Source organism: Yoonia litorea (assembly GCF_900114675.1).
GTDB classification, from domain to species: domain Bacteria; phylum Pseudomonadota; class Alphaproteobacteria; order Rhodobacterales; family Rhodobacteraceae; genus Yoonia; species Yoonia litorea.
Genome location: NZ_FOZM01000002.1, coordinates 101,265 through 119,054 on the forward strand (window position 1 = coordinate 101,265; position 17,790 = coordinate 119,054).

Here is a 17,790-nt window from a genome sequence, read left to right on the forward strand (position 1 = left end):
GACGAAACTTCGGCGCGCCCTGTATCTCGTAGATATCGGTGTTTGCTACGGGCGGACGCTTGACCCGCCCGTAGCTTTGTTTGTTGCGGCAAAAGCCGGTTCTTAGCCGCCAAAAGCGAGTGAGAACCAGTTTGTGCTTTCATTGCTGAGCAGGACGAGGTGAATCATCGCTGCAAGCAAGAACAGGAAAACGCCCTGCGCCACGAAAACGCGGCGAGGATCGAAGACCAGCCAGATTTTGTAGAACTGTGCCATTCGTGAATTCCTCTCTTACCAGCTGAACCAGGGCAGCTTGATGTACGTCAGCACGTGAGCAATAACGGCAACGATCGTGAAGATCGTGAACCCGCTCATGTAGACTGCGTGCAGCTCCTGGGCCTGCTCGTCAGTGAGACCTGTGAAAGACAGATCAGATTTGTCAGCCATGTTTTGTCTCCAAAATTGTGTACTGACGCCGCGCACCCCCCGCGGCCGGGTTACGACAAAGGCTCATCCTTTGCCCCAATCCATCACCCCGGGGGGGAGCGATGAACCTCTTCTGCCCTTTGCAGGGCAAAACTGATGCCACAGCCTTCATGCGTTGAAGATCTGCGGTGTGATAATGCGCGCCTGTGTCCAGGCCTTCGCCATCGGCCCCTTTGCCGGAAGCTCCATCCGACGAGCCGCAGAAAGGGCCCAAGTCAGAAAGCAAAGCGGCAGTGTGGCCAGAAAAATCAACGTAAAGTACGCGTAATATTCCCGCTTCGGAGGTGCGGTCCGGACCCGTGCAATGGGCGCATCGGTTGTGAAGTCAGTCATGATCGTCCTCCGTTGGTACGTTCGAGTGTTTCGACGGTCGCAAGGACAACCCGGTCGTTGCCGGCGTCGAGCGCCGCCCGCTCAGCTGCGTCGCGCAAGCTTTTGGCGGCGGAAATACGTGTCAGGATCGGATGTGTCGCAACGATCTCATCCAGCTTTGCCTGCGCGTCAGCATCCCAAGGAAAATCGCGGCGCAGCGGTGTCAAAGTCGCTTCGCCGCTGTCCATCTCGCTGCCCAAAGGCAGAATGTGGAACAGTGCATCAAAAAGCCCGTTGCAGACTTCCTGCAAAAGATAAGTTGCGCCCGCATAGCCCATGAAAGGGGTGCCCGTCGCACGGCGTATTGCAGCGCCGGGGAAGCTTGCGGGGATAAACACTGGCGACGGGCCATGGCCGGATTTCATCTCGGCCATATACATTTTCTCGTTGATCGACCCCATAACGACCAAAGGTCGCTTGGTATGGATCAGGCTGCGGACCTCTTCGTTGTTGGTCTTCTTGCCACGACAGCGCGCCACGGCAAAAGCGCAGGGAAATCCAAGATCATTCTCGAGGAAATGACGGACGCCACGGGCATAGGTCTCGTTCGCGACGATACCGAATTCCGCCGTGGCAAAGAAATCCTGCGTCACCGACCGCCAGAGGTCCCAGACAGGTTTAATGGTCGAGTGTTTTTCACGTTCAATAAACGGCTCAGGATCAAGGCCCAGCAACTCACCCAGCGTGCGCAAGAATTTGGTGGTAGAATCGATCCCGAAAGGTGCCTGCAGGTAGGGCTTGCCCAAGACTTCGCAAAGGCCGCGTCCGAACTCGCGATACATCGTCACGTTCACGTCAGCGTTCACAAGGTTGCGCATTTCGGCCAAGTGCGCGCCAAGCGGCATGACCATGTTGATTTCAGCGCCGATGCCTTCGACGAGGCGACGGATCTCAGCCAGATCAGATGGCATGTTGAAAGCGCCATACATCGGACCCAGAATGTTTACGCGTGGCTTGGCACCTTCTTCGCGCTTCTTTTCCGGTGGCATCCGGCCCTTGGTCATCCCGAATTCGGTGAAAATCCACGTCATCGCGCGGTCAGCACATTCCCACTGATCTTCATCAATGGTGCGTGGCAGAAACCGCTGGATGTTAGTGCCTTGCGGCGTGACACCGCCACCAATCATCTCGGCAATCGAACCTGTCACAACAACGGCGGGCAGTGCAGGATCAAGCGTGTCCCACGCCCGCTTCATGGCATCTTCTGTGCCCTCGCCCATCTCGGTCTCTGACAGTCCGGTGACCACAATGGGCAACTCATGGGGTGGCAGACCGTCGGTGTAGTGAAGGACCGAAGTCACGGGCAGGTTTTCACACCCCACAGGGCCGTCGATCACGACCTGAAGACCTTTTACAGCGCAGAAGGCATAGACTGCCCCCCAGTAGCCGCCAGCGCGATCATGATCAGTGATAAGCATCAGATCATCTCCTGCGCTTTGGCGGCTCGCGCCAGTTTGTCGAGTTTTTTCTGATGCTGGGCGCGGAAATCAGGGCGCAGATTCGGTGAACCTTCCCAGACACCTGCGGTGTCCTCACGGCCGACACCCTCAAAGAAGGCGCGCATCGTATCCATTTTCTCTTTGCCCTTGATCGCTGCATTGACGACCTGAGCGAGCGAACCCGCACCAGCAGGCCCCATCAGCGGACGGGCAGAGATCAGGTTGGTGAAATAGAGCGCAGGGATACCGCGTTCCTTGGCGTGCTGGACGACCGGTGTCGTGCCAATCGCCAGATCAGGCTTGATTGCATCGACGGCAGAGCAATCCTCCTCAAGTGAGGCACGATAGACGACCTTCACGCCGCGCGATTCAAGCCATGCCGCATCGTCGGCGGACCATTTTGTCTTCGGACAGGCGGTGCCCACGTAAGGCACATCAGCGCCGCTTTCGACCAGCAAACGCGCGACCAGCAATTCTGAACCTTCATAGCCAGAAAGGGTAATGGTCCCCTTGATCTGCGCACCTTTGAGAGCCTCTGAAATCGCGGGCAAGAAGGCGTTCTGAGCGGCAGCCACTTGCGCCTTTGGGATGTTGAACGCTTCGCCGATGTTCATCAGCCATGCTGCAGTGCCGTTATACCCAACAGGGGCAGATCCGACGATTGCACGACCGGCGGCCTCGAATTCTCGAATGGCGGAGGTGTAGAAGGGATGGATCGCAGCGGCCGCACCGCAGTCAAGCGCGGCATAAAGTTCCCGCCACTCGCGGGTCGGAACTGTGGGTCCAGCGGCCAAGCCCAATGGGGCGAGCATGGCACCGATCATCATCGGATCAGCTGGAAACATCTCACCCAGCAGCGCAACTGTCGGGCGGTCGGACTTTCCACCAACCGGTGCCTGCACAGGCCCGGCAGCCACCTCTTGACGCGCATAATTCAGCATGGCGCCAGCCAAGACATCCTTGGCTTCCGCATGGGTCGGAATCCCGAAACCCGGAACATCGATCCCGACAATTCTGACGCCATTGATCTCACTGGGGAGAAGGCGCAGCGGAACGCCCGATGCCGTGGGAACACAGAGGTTTGTCACGACAATCGCATCATAGCGATCAGGATCTGCCATTTCGTGGACGCTTTCGCGGATATCTTCAAAGAGCTTGCCCGTGACGAGGGTTTCAGAGTTGAAGGGCACATAGCCAACAGACCTACGCGCGCCATAGAAGTGCGACACGAATGTCAGGCCATAGACACAGCAAGCCGAGCCTGACAGCACCGTCGCCACACGCTTCATCCGTAGCCCCACGCGCAGTGAGCCGAACGCTGGGCACATGCTTTGCGGCTGGTCATGCGGACCTTGCGGATAGTCTTTGGCGTATTGATCCAGAATTTCGGCCTTGCCTGCGGCGCGCGCAGCGGCTTCCATGCTGCCCGCACTTGCCGTGCATCCACCTGATAAAGCTGTTTGCTGATCGCTTTCGGTGAGAGCGGTTTCGTCTCTCGGAAGCGGGGCACCCTCGATGATCTCAACTTCGCCAGCGGCATCGTAGCCGACTTCATAACCTTTAGTTTGCGGATCATGCGTCATATCTGGCATCCCCCGCGATTTCTTCGTCACCACACAGAATATCCCACAGCAGCCGATCCAACTGCTCGGCTGTTGCTCTTGCCAACATCGCGCGGACGTCGTCAGGGATTTGGATATTCACCTCAGGCATCGTCGTAGATCACCTCTAGGCTTTCTTTCGGCTTGGCGTTTTTGCCGCGCATATCCAAGTCCGTGGCCGGGACCAGCTGATAGTCACCGCCGGTGTCTTTGCTGTCAAAAAGTCCGAGCAAGCCGTCTTGATCCAAAGGCGCAGGGCGGACTGGGGGTGCATCAGCGACCGCTACAGCAAGACCCTCGAATAAATCCCCCCAAGGTCCAGCTTTCGTCCCGACGATTTGGTAATTGGCCGATTTCTTGCGCAGGTCGTCATCTTGTGGGATCGCCGCCAGGACCGGTATATCAACCGCCTTGGCAAAAGCCTGAGCCTCACCAGTGCCGTCGTCCTTGTTGATGACAAGTCCGGCGACGCCGACATTCCCGCCAAGCTTCCGGAAATATTCCACTGCTGAGCAAACGTTGTTTGCCACATAGAGTGACTGAAGATCATTGGATCCGACGAGAATGACCTTTTGCGCCATATCGCGCGCAATGGGCAAACCAAAGCCGCCGCAGACCACATCACCTAGAAAGTCGAGAAGGACATAATCGAAGTCCCAGTCGTGGAACCCCAGTTTTTCAAGCAACTCAAATCCGTGGATGATTCCACGACCACCACAGCCGCGGCCAACCTCAGGTCCGCCGAGCTCCATGGCGAACACGCCGCCACGTTTGAAGCAGACGTCACCGATCTGGACCTCTTCGCCAGCAATTTTCTTCTTGGCTGAAGTTTCAATAATCGTGGGGCATGCTTTGCCGCCGAAAAGCAGGCTCGTCGTGTCTGACTTTGGGTCACAGCCGATCAGCAAGACCCGCTTGCCCATTTCCGCCATCATATGACTGAGATTTGCCAGCGTGAACGATTTGCCAATGCCGCCCTTGCCGTAGATGGCAATGATCTGGGTTTTGGAAGTTGGCTCGCCTTGCGGAACTTCGAGTGTCGGCTCAGTCGCCGCCTCGTCGCGCAGACGTTTGTCAAAATCCTTCAGGTTTGGCACTTCGTCCTTCATGCAGTTCCCCAGTTCAATATCATTTTCAGGCAGGCCGGATCGGTGAACGCCGTTTGATAGGCTTTATCCGCGGCTTCAGCGCTTTGTTGGTGGGTAATGAGGTCGGCCAGCTCCAAAGCGCCGCTTTCGACCAGCGCCTTGGTTGCAGACATATCGTCGGCTGCCCATTCCGAACTGATCCGGAACCGCGCCTCTTTCATAAATGCGGGCGGGAAGGCGAATTGCAGTGGCGCTGTATAAAACCCCGCGAGCACAATCTCACCACCTTTGGCGATACGGCCGATCCAATCATTCAGAAGGTCGCCACGTCCTGACGCATCATAGACTGATGTGTAATCTCGTCGCTGATCACTTTCGGGGGTGATGACGCTATAGCCGTCAGCGCCTGTCATGCGTGCGGGGTCGACCTCCCACACAGTTGGGGCTGGTGCGCCGGAAGCGATGGTCAGCCTGGCAAGCAATCGCCCCAACACGCCGTGACCGACGATCAGATCCGGCACGGCCTTGTTTGGTCCCGCCATGGCATGACGCGCAGTTGCGGCAAGCGCCAGCAAGGCACCCGCGGCGCCCAAAGCGCGATCAATACGGGTGACCCGATGCGCCTTGGTCACAATGGTTCGGGCAGCAGCCCCGAAAAGCCCATGTGCGCCTTCGTAGCAATTTGCCCCCGGCACAAAAACATGTTCGCCGACCCGAAAGCCGCTATCAGACCCCGCTTCCACAACCTCGCCAGCGGCCTCATAGCCGGGGATCAGCGGGTAACCCATTCCGGGAAACGGCGGCATTTCTCCGGTCCAAAATAGTTTTTCTGTGCCAGTAGAGATGCCGGAATGACGAATTTCCACAACGATATCATCCGCTTCTGGCGGAACGATTCCGATCTCTTCAAGCGAAAGCTTGCCGGGCGCCGAAAGAATTACTGCGTTCGTTTTCAAGGTCTTCTCCGTCGTGCCGCGCGTTTCCCCAGACTCAGGGTGCGACACTCTGTCCTGCCACAGTGTAGCCTTACACCCCATGCTGTCAAATCATTTAGACACCATATGTGTCAATCTGGCTTTACACCCACGATAACTGAGGTGACGTAAGGGCGTGGCGCACGTGGCTGACTGATCTCGCCGAAGCCCGCATCCGTCAAAAGCGCGCCAATCTCTGCTGAGGAGCGCGCGCGCCCTGTGCGCATCGCCATGCAATAGAGCGCAAAATATGCATCCCCCGCCTTTTGAGGTTCTTCGCCTCCGGTCATGGGCTCAGAAATGATAATGCGACCGCCAGCAGGGAGTGCGGCGAAAACGGACTTTAGAAGATTGGCGACGGTATCGTCCGTGTGGTCGTAAAGCACGCGGACCAAGGTAATATGATCCGCCCCTTGCGGCAGCGCGTCATCTCGAAATGAACCGGGCACAATATCCACCGTCTTTGCCAGACTAGCTGCGCGAAACCTTTGTTCTGCTGCTCCGGCAACGGCGGGCAAGTCAAACAGGGTCAGCGCAACGGAACGATGTGCCTGACCCAGCGCCGTCAGGAAGGCGCCGGTGCCGCCTCCCACATCCATGACATGACTAGCGTGGCTGAAATCGACCATTGCAAGCGTGTCTTCGGCGACGAGAACCTGACTGTCAGCCATCAAACGCGAATAGCGTGCGGCAGTTTCTGGATTGCTCGCACCACCCGCCCCGAAGACGTAAGGCCAGAAATCGGCAAGTTCGGTTTCTGTTTCGCCTCTGAAAAAGGCAACCGGGTCAGCAAGGTCGAGGTAAAGGATATCGTGGTGGTCGATCATACCGCTCAAACCCGGCACACCAGCCAAAGCGGCACCGCGACGCGAAAGCGCATAATATCCCGTCCGACGAAGCTTCAGCAAGCCAAGAGCGATCGCTCCTGAGAGCAGCACTTTGAGACGGTCAGGCGGAATGCGCGTTTCCTGTGCAAGCGCGGGCAGGCTCATCTCTTCGCGGAGCAGCTTTTGCGGCAGTTCAAGACGGACAAACGCCTGAAGGATCTGACTGTGACAGAAACCGGCAACCAGATCGAACATCGCCTCGCCTTCCGCGCGGACGATCTTTCTGGTGAAAGGGAAACGTGCAGCCCAGCGCTGAAACCCTCTCGATGCCATCAGGCGGGCCCACTTTCGCGACGGGCGCCGCGCACCAGCAGGAGGCGGTTCAGTTGGGGTGGCGGCCGCTATATCCTTCATCACTCACCCGGAACAGGCGATCTACCCCGTGCACCGGCAGGGACCAGCTTGTCAGCATAAGCCCGGACCATCTGCGCAAGAGCCGCCTCGCCGGGACAGGCCGGGATCGAAGCAATTGCCCCGCCCAGAATGTCATCAAACCGCTGGATCGCGCCCTGCACACCATAAACCGCAACCGCATTCGGTCGACCATGCAGGTCATCCTGTCCGGCAGGCTTGCCCAAGGTCGCCTCATCACACAGCGCGTCGCGCAGATCATCAGCGACCTGGAACGCCTCTCCGATCCTTGCGCCAAGCTCGGACCAAGGCTCCGCCTCTTGTCCAGCCGCAACTGCACCCATCTGCGTGGCCGCAATGAACAAGGCTCCGGTCTTTGCCTGATGGTATGCGGAAAGGTCGATCTTGTCTTCGCTTTCCCAGCCCTGCCCGGCGCAGATGCCGAAAGGCATGCCCGTGCGGGTGCCCAGAATATCGATCAGCGCCAGCGCGCGATCAGGCGCACTTGATGAGGCGCGCGCGAGAATCTGGAACCCCATAATAATGAGGCTATCGCCAGTCAGAACCGCAAGCGGTTCGCTGTAGGCACGGTGCAGCGCAGGCTTTCCACGCCGCACATCGGCATTATCGAAACAGGGCAAATCGTCGTGGACGAGACTCGCACAATGGATCACCTCAAGCGCAACAGCGGCCGCATCGGTCAAAGCTGGCCGATCATCCCCGCACGCCATCGCCACGGACGTAAGGATTGTCGGCCTGATGCGCGCCCCACCGGGAGTAACAGCGTATTCAAGCGCCGAAGCCAGCTTCGCAGGTGATGCCCCACCCTGACCATGCGCAATGGCGCTCTGCATCGCGGCGTCAATTCGATCCGAGATTCGCATATGAGCTCTCCTTTGCAATCTAGTGTGTCTATTTTGGTTTACATATGTCAATGTAAATTAAAACAAACAATGAATCGGGATAGGGATGACAAAGGATCAGCCACGGACCGTCGTTGTCGGCGCCGGAATCGGAGGGTTGGCTGCAGCACTACGGCTGGCGCAGCAAGGATGTGAGGTCACCGTCCTCGAGGCCCACGCCTCGCCCGGTGGAAAGATGCGCACCGTTCCTTCAGTGGCCGGGCCGGTTGATGCCGGACCAACTGTCCTGACCATGCTTCCTGTCTTTGAAGCTCTCTTCTGGGATGCAGGCGAGGACCTGCATGATCATATCACGGTGCGTGCGCTCGATACGCTGGCAAGACATTATTGGGATGACGGGGCAACTCTCGATCTGGTAACAGACGAATTGCAGAATGTTGCGAACATCAGGGCGGCATTCGGCAAATCATCCGCAATGGAGTTTGAAAAATTCACAGCCAGAGCACGCCGGCTTTTCGACAGCTTTGATGCGCCAATGATGCGGACTGCATCACCAAGCCGGGCGGCTTTGACCAAAGCTGTCCTGCGCCAACCACGCCTGATTGCCGATATGGCGCCGCACCGGACATTGGCTGGCCTGTTGAAATCAAGCTTCTCGGATCACAGGCTTGCCCAGCTCTTTGGGCGTTACGCCACCTACGTTGGCGGATCACCCTATGCATCCCCAGCCATCCTTTCCCTGATCTGGCAGGCAGAGGCCAAAGGTGTCTGGGTAGTTGAAGGTGGCATGCATGCGCTTGCTCAGGCGATCTCAAAGCTTGCCGAGAAACGCGGCGTCCAGTTTCACTTTGAAACAACCGCAACAAGGATCACACAACAAAACGGAAAGGTCTCTGGCGTGCAGACCCACAAGGGTCACTTCGCAGGCGATATGGTCCTTTTCAATGGTGACCCGCGAGCCCTCGCGACAGGTCTACTTGGTGAGGGCGTCACGTCAGCGGTTCAAAAGGCCCACGTCGCACCACGCAGCCTTTCAGCCTACGTCCACGCTTTTGCTGCCGTCCCACATGGCCCTGAGCTGGCGCACCATACCGTATTCTTCGCCCGTGACCCGAAAGTCGAATTTGGCGCTTTATCAGATGGGGAAATGCCCCCAGATGCCACGCTCTACCTCTGCGCCCAAGACCATCAGCGCGTTGCCCCTGACGCGATGCAGCGCTTTGAAATCATCATGAATGCCCCGCCGGTCCTCAACGAACCGAAACAGGAGAAACCACCATGTCAGACTCAGATATTCAGCCGGTTTCGCGACTTCGGGCTCCATTTCACACCGACACCAGGGCCAGAGGCGCTGACCACACCAAAGGAGTTCGACGCACTGTTTCCGGCGAGCCAAGGTTCCCTCTACGGGCGGAGCCCGCACGGCCTCATGGCAGCTTTCAAACGACCGACAGCACGGACAGCGATACCGGGTCTGTATCTATGCGGGGGCGGCACGCATCCGGGGGCGGGGGTGCCGATGGCAACCCTCTCCGCAGAGCACGCGGTCGCGGCGATGATGAGCGACCATGCTTCCACCTTGACGTCCCACCAAACGGTTACGCGTGGTGGTATGTCGACGGGATCAGCGATGACGGCACGCAAGCCGTCTCGGTCATAGGGTTCATCGGATCAGTCTTTTCGCCTTGGTATGCATGGTCTGGCCGCAAAGACCCAGCCAATCACTGCTGCATCAATGTGGCCACATACGGTCGAGGCGGGCGGTTCACCATGACCGACCGAGGCCGCGAGGCGCTGCATACCACACCGGACACGTTTCAGGTTGGCCCGTCGTCCATGCACTGGACCGGCAAGGACCTCATCATTGATATCGATGAGATCAGCAGCCCGCCAATCATAAGCCGCGTGAAAGGCCGCATAACCGTGACGCCACACGCACTTACATCGGTCGAATTGCCGCTGACACAAGACGGCACGCATGTATGGCGACCGTTTGCCCCTTCATCGGTTATCAAGGTCGAGCTAGAGGCCAATGGGTGGCAATGGTCAGGTCACGGCTACTTCGACGCGAACTTTGGAACGCGCGCTTTGGAGCAGGATTTCAGCTTTTGGACATGGGGCCGCTATCCCACGAAGGATGGGGCGATCTGTATCTATGATGCGGTCAGGCGGGATGGCAGCACGTTAGACACGGCCATCGCATTTGACGCGGATGGCCGAGCGACGGTTACGGACGCCCCGCCCAGAAGGCGGTTCAAACGATCTTTGTGGCAAGTCATGCGCGAAACGCGCGCGGACAGCGGTGTCATGCCAAAACAGGTACTGAATATGCTGGATGCACCGTTTTACTCACGCTCGGCGGTACGTACGCAGATCAACGGCGAGGTTGTGACAGGGGTGCATGAGGCGCTTGATTTGAACCGGTTTGCCTCACCGCTGATCAAGCCAATGCTTGCCGTGAGAGTACCCCGTCGCAGGGGCTGGCCGGAACAGCAAAACTGACCGGCCAGCACAAGGATTACTTCGCGACCGAGCAGGTGTTCACGCCAAGAATACTATAAAGCGGGCAGGTTCCGACCAGACCAGTCAGAAGTGGCACAAGGCCAACCCAGCCCCATGGTGTTTGCGGTCCGACAAAGACCAGCGAAAGTAGCACGAGGCCAAGCACGACCCGCAGTGCGCGGTCAATTGTTCCTTCATTGCGTGTCATCGGGATTCTCCTTCTTCAGATATGCCTCCAGTATACGCCGCTTGACGACACGCGTCGGTGACACTGTCACACATCATCTGCGGCAATGCGTTCCAAACCGCGCTTGTCGATCAGCGCAATGAAACCCCGGTGACGCTCCACCAGACCGCGCAGCGCAAATTCGGCAAGTCGACGGCTTACAAAGGCGCGGCCCGAGGCTGTTTCCGAGGCAAGCTGCTCATGTGTTGCCGGCACTTTATCATCGGCGTCTGCCAGTCGTATCAATGCGCGGGCCAACCGTGCATCGAAACTCGTCAATGCCACATCCTCGACGAGGCGTTCATAGTCGAAAAATCTTGTGGCCACAGCACCCAGAACCGAAGACAGAAACGACGGATCGGTCTCCAGTTTTTTACGGAAATTGCTATGGCTGATAATTTCACCTTCCAAATCGGTTTCCGCAATCCCTGTCGCCGAATACGTCTTGCCTTCTACAAGACAGGAGAACGTCTGAAGACAGAGCCCCCCTGGCTCAACACGGTAAAGCACTACTTCGCGGCCCGAGGCCGATGTCAGAAGGACACGAATTTTCCCTTTCGTGAGCCTGACAAAGCCGGGACATTCCTGCCCGGGCTGAAACAAGACTGTACCAGCAGGACACTTCAGCGGTGTGGATGCAGGTGCGTTCATGGCTACTCATCTATCGCTGATCTAGTTTTATTCTCCGAAGGCGTGATCGCGCAACCAGCAGCTACTCAGCACCTAAGGTGATTACACTGCCACCAGCCGCACGTGCATCCTCTTCGTCGTGCGTGACCATCAAGACGGGAAGTGATCTTGCGCGCGCACGATCAAAAACCATAGTCCTGATCTGCGCTCGCAGGGCCATATCAAGCCGAGAGAACGGTTCATCCAACAGAAGGGCTCGGGGTTCTGAAAGAAGCATTCGCATCAGGGCGACGCGTGCTTTTTGCCCGCCCGAAAGCGTCGCAGGATCACGGTCGGCAAACCCTTCAAGACCAATTTCTTTCAGCGCCTCGGCAACCTTGGCAAGGCGCTCTTGCCGGCCGCCGCCTTGTGCCAAACCAAATGCGAGGTTGGCGCCAACTGAAAGATGCGGAAACAAAAGATCATCCTGAAACAGGATTCCAACGCCACGGGTGTGCGAGGGCAGATCCGTGATATCTTCTCCGTCAAGAAGAACCCGTCCTTGCGCCCGAAAATCGGGGGCAAGCGTTCCGGTGATGAATGACAACAGCGTCGACTTCCCAACGCCCGACGGCCCCATCACTGTCAGGACGTGACCCGCAGAAATATGGTGATCTACCTGCAAAAGGCACTGATCCCCTTTTGAAATCGTCACATTGCGCAACGTCAGCCCGCTATCCATACCGCAGCCCTCTTCTGTTGCGCCACACAAGCGCCGGAACAAGAAGCGCCAATGCGAACGGTATCAGCGCAGCGCCAGTCTGCATCAAGGCATAAACCCCGATCGCCTGTCGGTCCCCGCCTGATGCCAATGCGACAGCTTCCGTCGTGAGTGTCGCCACACGTCCCCCACCAATCAAGAGAGTCGGCAGATACTGACCGACCGAGACAGCCAGCCCCACGGCAAACGCCGTCAGGATCGGTCGCAAGAGCATCGGCAACCTAACGTGCCAAAGAACTCTCTCAGGGCCCGCACCTAGGGCCGAAGCGATCGTTCCCATACGCCCATCCCACGCCCGGTAGGGGTCGGCCAGCGACAGGAAAACGTAAGGAAGGACAAAAACCAGATGCGCAACGATGACCGGGATGCGCCCAATTTCCGCCCCCACGCCGAGAAGCAGGGTTTGCAGACCCGGCAGAAACGCTATCTGAGGCACCAGAAGTGGAAGATAAAGCAACCAAACAGTCCGCGCGCGAAGCCGCAGGCCGTAGCGATATTCTGCTTCAAGACACCCAATCGTCAAAAGTACTGCGGCGGTGGCCGCCACTAGGGCAATGAAAGCTGTCTCTCCAAGTGCTTCAAGCGCACCGTCGCCATGACGCATCCAGTTGCGCATGGTAAACCCATTGGGGAGCGCATCTGGATAACCCCAAAACCCAGCGAATGACCAGATCGCCAAGACAAGAAGGCCAAGCAGCACAGCCAGAGCCGCTGCCGCACCGCCGAACAAAGCCGTGCCGGCGACAACGCCATCCCATCGTCCCCGCCGTCCTGCGCAAATCCAGCGCTCTCCGAGAAACGCGACAAGACTTTCGCCTGCACGCCAGAGCACGAGCGCCCCGATGACGAGGCCAAGCTGCAGTAATGCACCCGCTGCCGCTACCAAACGCATCGCGAGGTCAGGATCGGACATCCATTTGACAATCTGCACTGACAGCGGCGGTGGGGTGTTAGGGCCGAGAATGACCGCCACATCCACGACGGACATCGAATAGGCCAAAACCACATAAACCGGTGGCCGTATTTGCGCATATACGCGCGGGAAAACGGTCTTGAGCCACCCTGTCAACCGCCCATAACCCAAGGCTTGAGCGACATTGACGCTTTGCCGTGCATCGGTCTGGCCCAAAGCCGCAAGCGTGATCAGCAAAAGAAACGGGACTTCTTTAGCGACCAGCCCCGCCGCCATCGTCAGACCCCAGGTGTCCTGCACGATCAACAGATCAGGGGGGCGCTCCCATCCAGTCAAGCCCGGGGAGACCATCCGCGACAGCCAGCCTGATGGTGCAATCAAGAATGCCAGGCCAAACGCGGCAGCAGCATGGGGAACCGACAACAGTGGCGACAAAAGCCGCTCCAGCACCCGAAATGGTTTGGTGCCTGACCATCCTGCCGTGACCAGCGTAACGATCAACAACGAAACCGCCGTCGCGATGAGGCCGGTGCTCAATGATAGAAACGCGGCGCGCGGCAGGCCCTGCCAATCAAACAACGCATTGAAAGGATCAATGGATGGACCGGTCAAGCCGGCGGCGGGAAGATGCCCAAAGGCTGGCAGAAGCGTCCACCAAAGACCTGCCGCAACAGGCCCGAGCATTGCCAGAAGCGTAAGCGCTGGCAGCAGTGGCAGGAAGCGGCGGCGTCTCATTCGTTTCGATGGCGCGGCCCAAAGACCGCGCCGCATCCATTACTGCGCGACGCCGTAACGGTCTGCCCAGTCGTCCGCAATACGGGTCATCCAGCTTGGGTGTGGTTCATCCTGAACAGTCCCTAGCTCTGCGGGCGACAGTGTCGCAATACCCAGTTCGAGGTTTTCAAAGGCAGCACGATCGTCGTCACTCAAAGCCTGCATATCGAGAACCGTTCCGTACCCGAGTATTTCGGGATTCTGAGCGCGCACCTGCGCCTCTGGTGACATTAGGAAATTCGCCACAACCATGGCCGCTTCCTTACTGCCGGAATTGTATGGGATCGCCACAAAGGACGCATTCCCGATCGTGCCTTTGTCCAAGACAAACGTCCGGACGCTGGGCGGCAACTGGTTGTTTGCAATAGCGGCTGTGGCCTCACCCGGGCTGAACGAAATCGCAAGATCAACCTCACCATCTGCAATGAGCTGCAGCTGTGCAGGCCCGCTGGCCGGATATGCACGTCCCTCACGCCACAAGGTCGGCGTCAGATCCTCAAGAAAGGCCCAGAGCGGTGCCGTCACCTCGGCATAGTTTTCGTCAGTTGCGGGATCGGCCAGAACGGATGGGTCATCCAGCAGATCAACCAGCGCCTGTTTGAGGAAGGTCGTGCCAAGAAAGTCAGGTGGCTGCGGATAGGTGAACCGGCCAGGATTTGCCTGCGACCATTCAAGTATCGCATTCATCGACCCCAGAGGTTCGGCCAGATCAGCGGTGTCATGGATAAAGACCACCTGCGCCATGGCCCACGGTGCCTCATACCCTTCGACAGGGACCGTGAAGTCCGTCTGCACGGTCTTGCCTTCGACATCGACAAACGCCCAGTTTGGCAGTTGCTCTGCAAATGGTCCGAAGAGCAAATCAGCCTCTTTCATCGCCGCGAAGTTTGCACCGTTAATCCAGATCATATCGATGGCACCGTCGTCATCTTCGCCCGCTTGCTTTTCAGCAAGCACACGCGTGACAGCATCGGCAGTATCCGTCAGCTTTACGTGTTCAAGCGTCACACCGTAGTCTTCAGCCACACGCTCTCCGACCCAAGCAATAAAATCGTTGGTTGTGGTTGACCCACCCCAGGCATTCCAGAAAACGGTCTGGCCCTCAGCTTCCTCGGTTACCGCAGTCCAGTCACTGGGGTCCGGGTTGGCGATCGCAGGAAGTGGCGTCAGCAAGGCGGCCAGAACGGCGAGATGTTTCATGTTTCTTGTCCTTTTAGGTCGGGTAGTTCTGTTTGGCGGCGTAGATCCGCAAAAGCGCGGTCGCAAAGCACAATGCGCCAAATATCCAGGCCAGGGGTGCAAAATAGGTGGGCACGATGCAGAGGATAACAAAGAAGACGATCGTTTCCGTACCTTCCAAGATCCCATTGGAATAGTAGAGCGACTTTTGGCCCTGCGCGTCGGTTTTATGGCCGTTCTTTTCGGCAAGGATCGCGTAGCCAAGAAAGCTCGTGCCGTTGAAGTAAAACGACGCCAATAGAAATGCCCCCGCGACCCCGTTCGCGACAGGGTCGGCCACAACGAAAGCAAAGGGAATGGCGCCGTAAAAAAGAAAATCGGCAGCAATATCGAGGTAGCCACCGAAATCAGTTTTCTGGGTGGCCCGTGCCACCGCGCCGTCCAGTCCATCGGCAAGGCGACTTGCCAGCAAGGGGGCAAGCGCCAGCGTTGCTGCACCGAACGCAATCATCAGCGCTGCCAGCAATCCCAGACCCAGACCAATCAACGTCACCGTATCTGCGCTCATGCCAAGAGCGGCGATCCTGCGCCCCGTCCAGTTCAGCGGCGGGTTAATGATTTGGCGGGCGTAGCGGTCAAGCATCTGGTCGCAGTCACATTTGTTCGCAGTCCTTGTGCAGCATGCGGCGGGATGACGCAATTCGCCTGACGCGAAAGTGAGTGTGCTGCCCTGATCTGACACAATCTAGGCGTCCGGTGCCGTGATCCTTGGCCGCCCGCTTGCCTCAACCCGGATAAGAGCTTCGACGAACATCTTCCGGTTCTCGACGTCGACTTCTGAGATGTCGCGAGAGACGCTGAAACGGACTTCCTCAACGCCGGATGTCCTGACGGCGTTTTCAGCCTGTGTCCGCAGATGGGTTTCAAGTGCTCTCAGTGCCGTATCGCGGTCTGCAAACGACTTTGGTCCATCGGGAAAATGCACCGCAAAGACACCTTCGCCCGCACTTGTCACCGTTCCGGTCGCTTGCATGCGCACCTGTCCAACGACGGCCCCGATAGCATTTGCCACGCCCGCATGTTCTGGCAGGACCATGCGTGTGCCAAGTCTTTTGCCAACCGCAGCATAGTAGGTGGGGGCAGATGCTCCGAGCCCGACCACCGGCACACCCAGCGCGAGCTTGATATTGACCACACCCTTGGTTTCATCGAGGCCAGCAAGCGTCAGTGGATGTGAGGCAAGTCCAGCCGGGTCGCGCCAGTCACGTTCATCTTCGGCAAAGCCTGCTTGCAAAAGGCAATCAACGGTCTGGGCCGTCAGTTGATCGATAACCCGTCGCGCGAGGGCCTCTGCACCATCCGCAACCCGGGTGCCGCTCCCGGTTCTGCGTCGTGCAAACAATGTGAGGGCCTTTCGCGCTGCATCAGCATCCCAGGCGCTGTTCAAATCCAAAACATGAGAGGCATCAGACGGTGTGACACCGGAAAGCATCGCAAGGCCACGGTTGACCAACCGCATCAAGGCGGGATTCTCCATCCGCGATTGTACCGCATGTCCCAGACGCAAGGGCCCATCGGTGAGCCGTGCGGCGACTGCTGCTTCCTTGGCATCAAGGCTATCAGGTATGGCATCAAAAAGCGGGATCACAAAAAGCCCGCCGTCAGACGCAGGCACATCCTGCGCCAAAGCGCGATCCAGTGTCGCGTGGACAAGTTCAGGGAAGTGAACCGCCGCAAGTGACAAAGGCATCAGACGGCGCGGCCCCAGAAAGAGCCCGCCATCCAGCCCATCCCGAACATGAACCTCGCTGTCACCGCCCAATCCCCAAGTCCGCATCGCCACGGCCTCGACCATGGTGCGGAACGGCCCTACCCTCGCGCCTTGCGGGTCAATCTTGGGCCTTCCGTCGCGCAGCAAACAAATATCTGTCGTTGTCCCGCCGATGTCACTGACAAGGGCATCCGTCTCTCCTGTCAGCCAGCTTGCACCGGCAATTGATGCAGCAGGTCCGCTGAGAATAGTTTCGATAGGCTTTTCACGCGCGATCTTTGACGAGACAAGCGCGCCGTCACCCCTGACCACCATCAGCCGCGCCGAAATGCCGACCTTTGCAAGATGCGCCTCGCAGGCCGCGATAAGACGATCAATCATGCCAATCAGACGCGCGTTCAAAACCGCGGTCAACGCACGCTTTGGGCCGCCAAGCGCCTGGCTGAGGTCATGCGAACAACTGACGGGTTTTTGCGTCGCCGCACGGATGATATCGCGAGCAGCCACCTCATGCGCTGCATTCCGGGTCGCGAACGCAGACGCAATTGCGAACCCGGTTATACCGTCATCAAGATCCGCCACGGCATGGCGCAACGCGTCATGATCAAGCGGGCAACGTTCCTGTCCTGCGTGATTATGGCCCCCTTCAATCATGATCACGGGCTCGCTCCGCATCGCATCAGCCAATCCTGCACGGTTCAGGTCGCCATCATCAAACCCGATCGCGACCAAGGCCACGCGTCCGCCTAGCCCCTCGACAAGCGCATTCGTCGCGAGCGTCGTCGAAAGCGAAACCATCGCGATATCTGAGGGATCAACCGCAGCGTCTCCAAGCGCCTTGTCGATCGCCTCGGCTACGCCAACAGCAAGATCAGGCCGCGATGTCAGTGCTTTCGCCGAAGAGACAACTTTGTCTGATGCCTCGTCCAGAATGACTGCGTCGGTATAGGTTCCGCCTGTATCAACACCGAGCAAATAGGCCATTCTTCACCTTC

Annotated in this window: 19 protein-coding genes; 2 read left to right on the top strand and 17 right to left on the bottom strand. The window is 58.1% G+C overall.

Going from position 1 to position 17,790, the window contains the following annotated elements; genetic code table 11:
- Positions 1-102: 102 nt before the first annotated feature.
- The 10 genes from pufA to BM316_RS10750 form a co-directional block, all read right to left on the bottom strand.
- Positions 103-255, bottom strand: coding sequence for a light-harvesting antenna LH1, alpha subunit (gene pufA, locus BM316_RS10710; RefSeq protein ID WP_090208166.1), 153 nt, complete (start codon positions 253-255; stop codon positions 103-105).
- Between the two features lie 15 nt (positions 256-270).
- The gene (gene pufB, locus BM316_RS10715) at positions 271-426 is read right to left on the bottom strand and encodes a light-harvesting antenna LH1, beta subunit (RefSeq protein ID WP_090208168.1); all 156 of its coding nucleotides are present in this window, start codon (positions 424-426) and stop codon (positions 271-273) included.
- 147 nt (positions 427-573) lie between these two features.
- Positions 574-798 carry a cytochrome PufQ gene (gene pufQ / locus BM316_RS10720; RefSeq protein ID WP_090208171.1) on the bottom strand — a complete coding sequence of 75 codons (225 nt, stop codon included), beginning with the start codon at positions 796-798 and terminating at the stop codon, positions 574-576.
- Positions 795-2,255, bottom strand: coding sequence for a chlorophyllide a reductase subunit Z (gene bchZ, locus BM316_RS10725; protein WP_090208173.1), 1,461 nt, complete (start codon positions 2,253-2,255; stop codon positions 795-797). Before bchZ ends, pufQ begins: the two co-directional genes overlap by 4 nt.
- On the bottom strand, positions 2,255-3,859 hold the full coding sequence (gene bchY, locus BM316_RS10730) for a chlorophyllide a reductase subunit Y (RefSeq protein WP_090208176.1): 1,605 nt from the start codon (positions 3,857-3,859) through the stop codon (positions 2,255-2,257). Before bchY ends, bchZ begins: the two co-directional genes overlap by 1 nt.
- On the bottom strand, positions 3,849-3,989 hold the full coding sequence (locus BM316_RS16720) for a hypothetical protein (RefSeq protein ID WP_165606582.1): 141 nt from the start codon (positions 3,987-3,989) through the stop codon (positions 3,849-3,851). The genes bchY and BM316_RS16720 overlap by 11 nt, the downstream gene beginning before the upstream one ends.
- The gene (locus BM316_RS10735) at positions 3,982-4,986 is read right to left on the bottom strand and encodes a chlorophyllide a reductase iron protein subunit X (RefSeq protein WP_090208178.1); all 1,005 of its coding nucleotides are present in this window, start codon (positions 4,984-4,986) and stop codon (positions 3,982-3,984) included. Before BM316_RS10735 ends, BM316_RS16720 begins: the two co-directional genes overlap by 8 nt.
- Entirely contained in the window at positions 4,983-5,921 is a 939-nt protein-coding gene (bchC, locus tag BM316_RS10740; protein WP_242649876.1) for a chlorophyll synthesis pathway protein BchC, read from the bottom strand. Before bchC ends, BM316_RS10735 begins: the two co-directional genes overlap by 4 nt.
- 110 nt (positions 5,922-6,031) lie before the next feature.
- Entirely contained in the window at positions 6,032-7,180 is a 1,149-nt protein-coding gene (locus BM316_RS10745; RefSeq protein WP_090208187.1) for a methyltransferase, read from the bottom strand.
- Complete coding sequence (locus BM316_RS10750) at positions 7,180-8,061, bottom strand: polyprenyl synthetase family protein (protein WP_090208190.1); 882 nt, start codon at positions 8,059-8,061, stop codon at positions 7,180-7,182. Before BM316_RS10750 ends, BM316_RS10745 begins: the two co-directional genes overlap by 1 nt.
- A gap of 85 nt (positions 8,062-8,146) precedes the next feature.
- On the opposite strand from BM316_RS10750, the gene crtD reads away from it, so the two are divergent.
- A complete protein-coding gene (gene crtD, locus BM316_RS10755) occupies positions 8,147-9,700 on the top strand; it encodes a 1-hydroxycarotenoid 3,4-desaturase CrtD (RefSeq protein WP_090208193.1) in 1,554 nt (517 codons plus the stop codon).
- Between the two features lie 5 nt (positions 9,701-9,705).
- Positions 9,706-10,542: a carotenoid 1,2-hydratase gene (gene crtC / locus BM316_RS10760; RefSeq protein ID WP_511256493.1), complete on the top strand. Its 837-nt coding sequence runs from the start codon at positions 9,706-9,708 to the stop codon at positions 10,540-10,542.
- Between the two features lie 16 nt (positions 10,543-10,558).
- On the opposite strand, the gene BM316_RS10765 is transcribed toward crtC, so the two are convergent.
- From BM316_RS10765 to BM316_RS10795, 7 genes are all read right to left on the bottom strand, one after another.
- A complete protein-coding gene (locus tag BM316_RS10765) occupies positions 10,559-10,750 on the bottom strand; it encodes a YgaP family membrane protein (RefSeq protein WP_090208195.1) in 192 nt (63 codons plus the stop codon).
- 66 nt (positions 10,751-10,816) lie between these two features.
- Entirely contained in the window at positions 10,817-11,419 is a 603-nt protein-coding gene (locus BM316_RS10770; protein WP_090208198.1) for a Crp/Fnr family transcriptional regulator, read from the bottom strand.
- A 61-nt stretch (positions 11,420-11,480) separates the two neighbouring features.
- Positions 11,481-12,119: an ATP-binding cassette domain-containing protein gene (locus BM316_RS10775; RefSeq protein ID WP_090208201.1), complete on the bottom strand. Its 639-nt coding sequence runs from the start codon at positions 12,117-12,119 to the stop codon at positions 11,481-11,483.
- A complete protein-coding gene (locus tag BM316_RS10780; protein WP_090208204.1) occupies positions 12,112-13,806 on the bottom strand; it encodes an ABC transporter permease in 1,695 nt (564 codons plus the stop codon). The genes BM316_RS10775 and BM316_RS10780 overlap by 8 nt, the downstream gene beginning before the upstream one ends.
- A 39-nt stretch (positions 13,807-13,845) precedes the next feature.
- Entirely contained in the window at positions 13,846-15,045 is a 1,200-nt protein-coding gene (locus BM316_RS10785; RefSeq protein WP_090208207.1) for an ABC transporter substrate-binding protein, read from the bottom strand.
- Between the two features lie 13 nt (positions 15,046-15,058).
- Positions 15,059-15,667, bottom strand: coding sequence for a CDP-alcohol phosphatidyltransferase family protein (locus BM316_RS10790; protein WP_090208209.1), 609 nt, complete (start codon positions 15,665-15,667; stop codon positions 15,059-15,061).
- A gap of 102 nt (positions 15,668-15,769) precedes the next feature.
- On the bottom strand, positions 15,770-17,779 hold the full coding sequence (locus BM316_RS10795) for a hydantoinase/oxoprolinase N-terminal domain-containing protein (protein ID WP_090208211.1): 2,010 nt from the start codon (positions 17,777-17,779) through the stop codon (positions 15,770-15,772).
- Positions 17,780-17,790: the final 11 nt, after the last annotated feature.

What these genes read in the sequence shown, in the direction of transcription:
- pufA (WP_090208166.1), bottom strand. Translation starts at nt 255, where the DNA reads ATGGCACAGTTCTACAAAATCTGGCTGGTCTTCGATCCTCGCCGCGTT.
- pufB (WP_090208168.1), bottom strand. Translation starts at nt 426, where the DNA reads ATGGCTGACAAATCTGATCTGTCTTTCACAGGTCTCACTGACGAGCAG.
- pufQ (WP_090208171.1), bottom strand. Translation starts at nt 798, where the DNA reads ATGACTGACTTCACAACCGATGCGCCCATTGCACGGGTCCGGACCGCA.
- bchZ (WP_090208173.1), bottom strand. Translation starts at nt 2,255, where the DNA reads ATGCTTATCACTGATCATGATCGCGCTGGCGGCTACTGGGGGGCAGTC.
- bchY (WP_090208176.1), bottom strand. Translation starts at nt 3,859, where the DNA reads ATGACGCATGATCCGCAAACTAAAGGTTATGAAGTCGGCTACGATGCC.
- BM316_RS16720 (WP_165606582.1), bottom strand. Translation starts at nt 3,989, where the DNA reads ATGCCTGAGGTGAATATCCAAATCCCTGACGACGTCCGCGCGATGTTG.
- BM316_RS10735 (WP_090208178.1), bottom strand. Translation starts at nt 4,986, where the DNA reads ATGAAGGACGAAGTGCCAAACCTGAAGGATTTTGACAAACGTCTGCGC.
- BM316_RS10745 (WP_090208187.1), bottom strand. Translation starts at nt 7,180, where the DNA reads ATGAAGGATATAGCGGCCGCCACCCCAACTGAACCGCCTCCTGCTGGT.
- BM316_RS10750 (WP_090208190.1), bottom strand. Translation starts at nt 8,061, where the DNA reads ATGCGAATCTCGGATCGAATTGACGCCGCGATGCAGAGCGCCATTGCG.
- crtD (WP_090208193.1), top strand. Translation starts at nt 8,147, where the DNA reads ATGACAAAGGATCAGCCACGGACCGTCGTTGTCGGCGCCGGAATCGGA.
- BM316_RS10765 (WP_090208195.1), bottom strand. Translation starts at nt 10,750, where the DNA reads ATGACACGCAATGAAGGAACAATTGACCGCGCACTGCGGGTCGTGCTT.
- BM316_RS10770 (WP_090208198.1), bottom strand. Translation starts at nt 11,419, where the DNA reads ATGAACGCACCTGCATCCACACCGCTGAAGTGTCCTGCTGGTACAGTC.
- BM316_RS10775 (WP_090208201.1), bottom strand. Translation starts at nt 12,119, where the DNA reads ATGGATAGCGGGCTGACGTTGCGCAATGTGACGATTTCAAAAGGGGAT.
- BM316_RS10780 (WP_090208204.1), bottom strand. Translation starts at nt 13,806, where the DNA reads ATGAGACGCCGCCGCTTCCTGCCACTGCTGCCAGCGCTTACGCTTCTG.
- BM316_RS10785 (WP_090208207.1), bottom strand. Translation starts at nt 15,045, where the DNA reads ATGAAACATCTCGCCGTTCTGGCCGCCTTGCTGACGCCACTTCCTGCG.
- BM316_RS10790 (WP_090208209.1), bottom strand. Translation starts at nt 15,667, where the DNA reads ATGCTTGACCGCTACGCCCGCCAAATCATTAACCCGCCGCTGAACTGG.
- BM316_RS10795 (WP_090208211.1), bottom strand. Translation starts at nt 17,779, where the DNA reads ATGGCCTATTTGCTCGGTGTTGATACAGGCGGAACCTATACCGACGCA.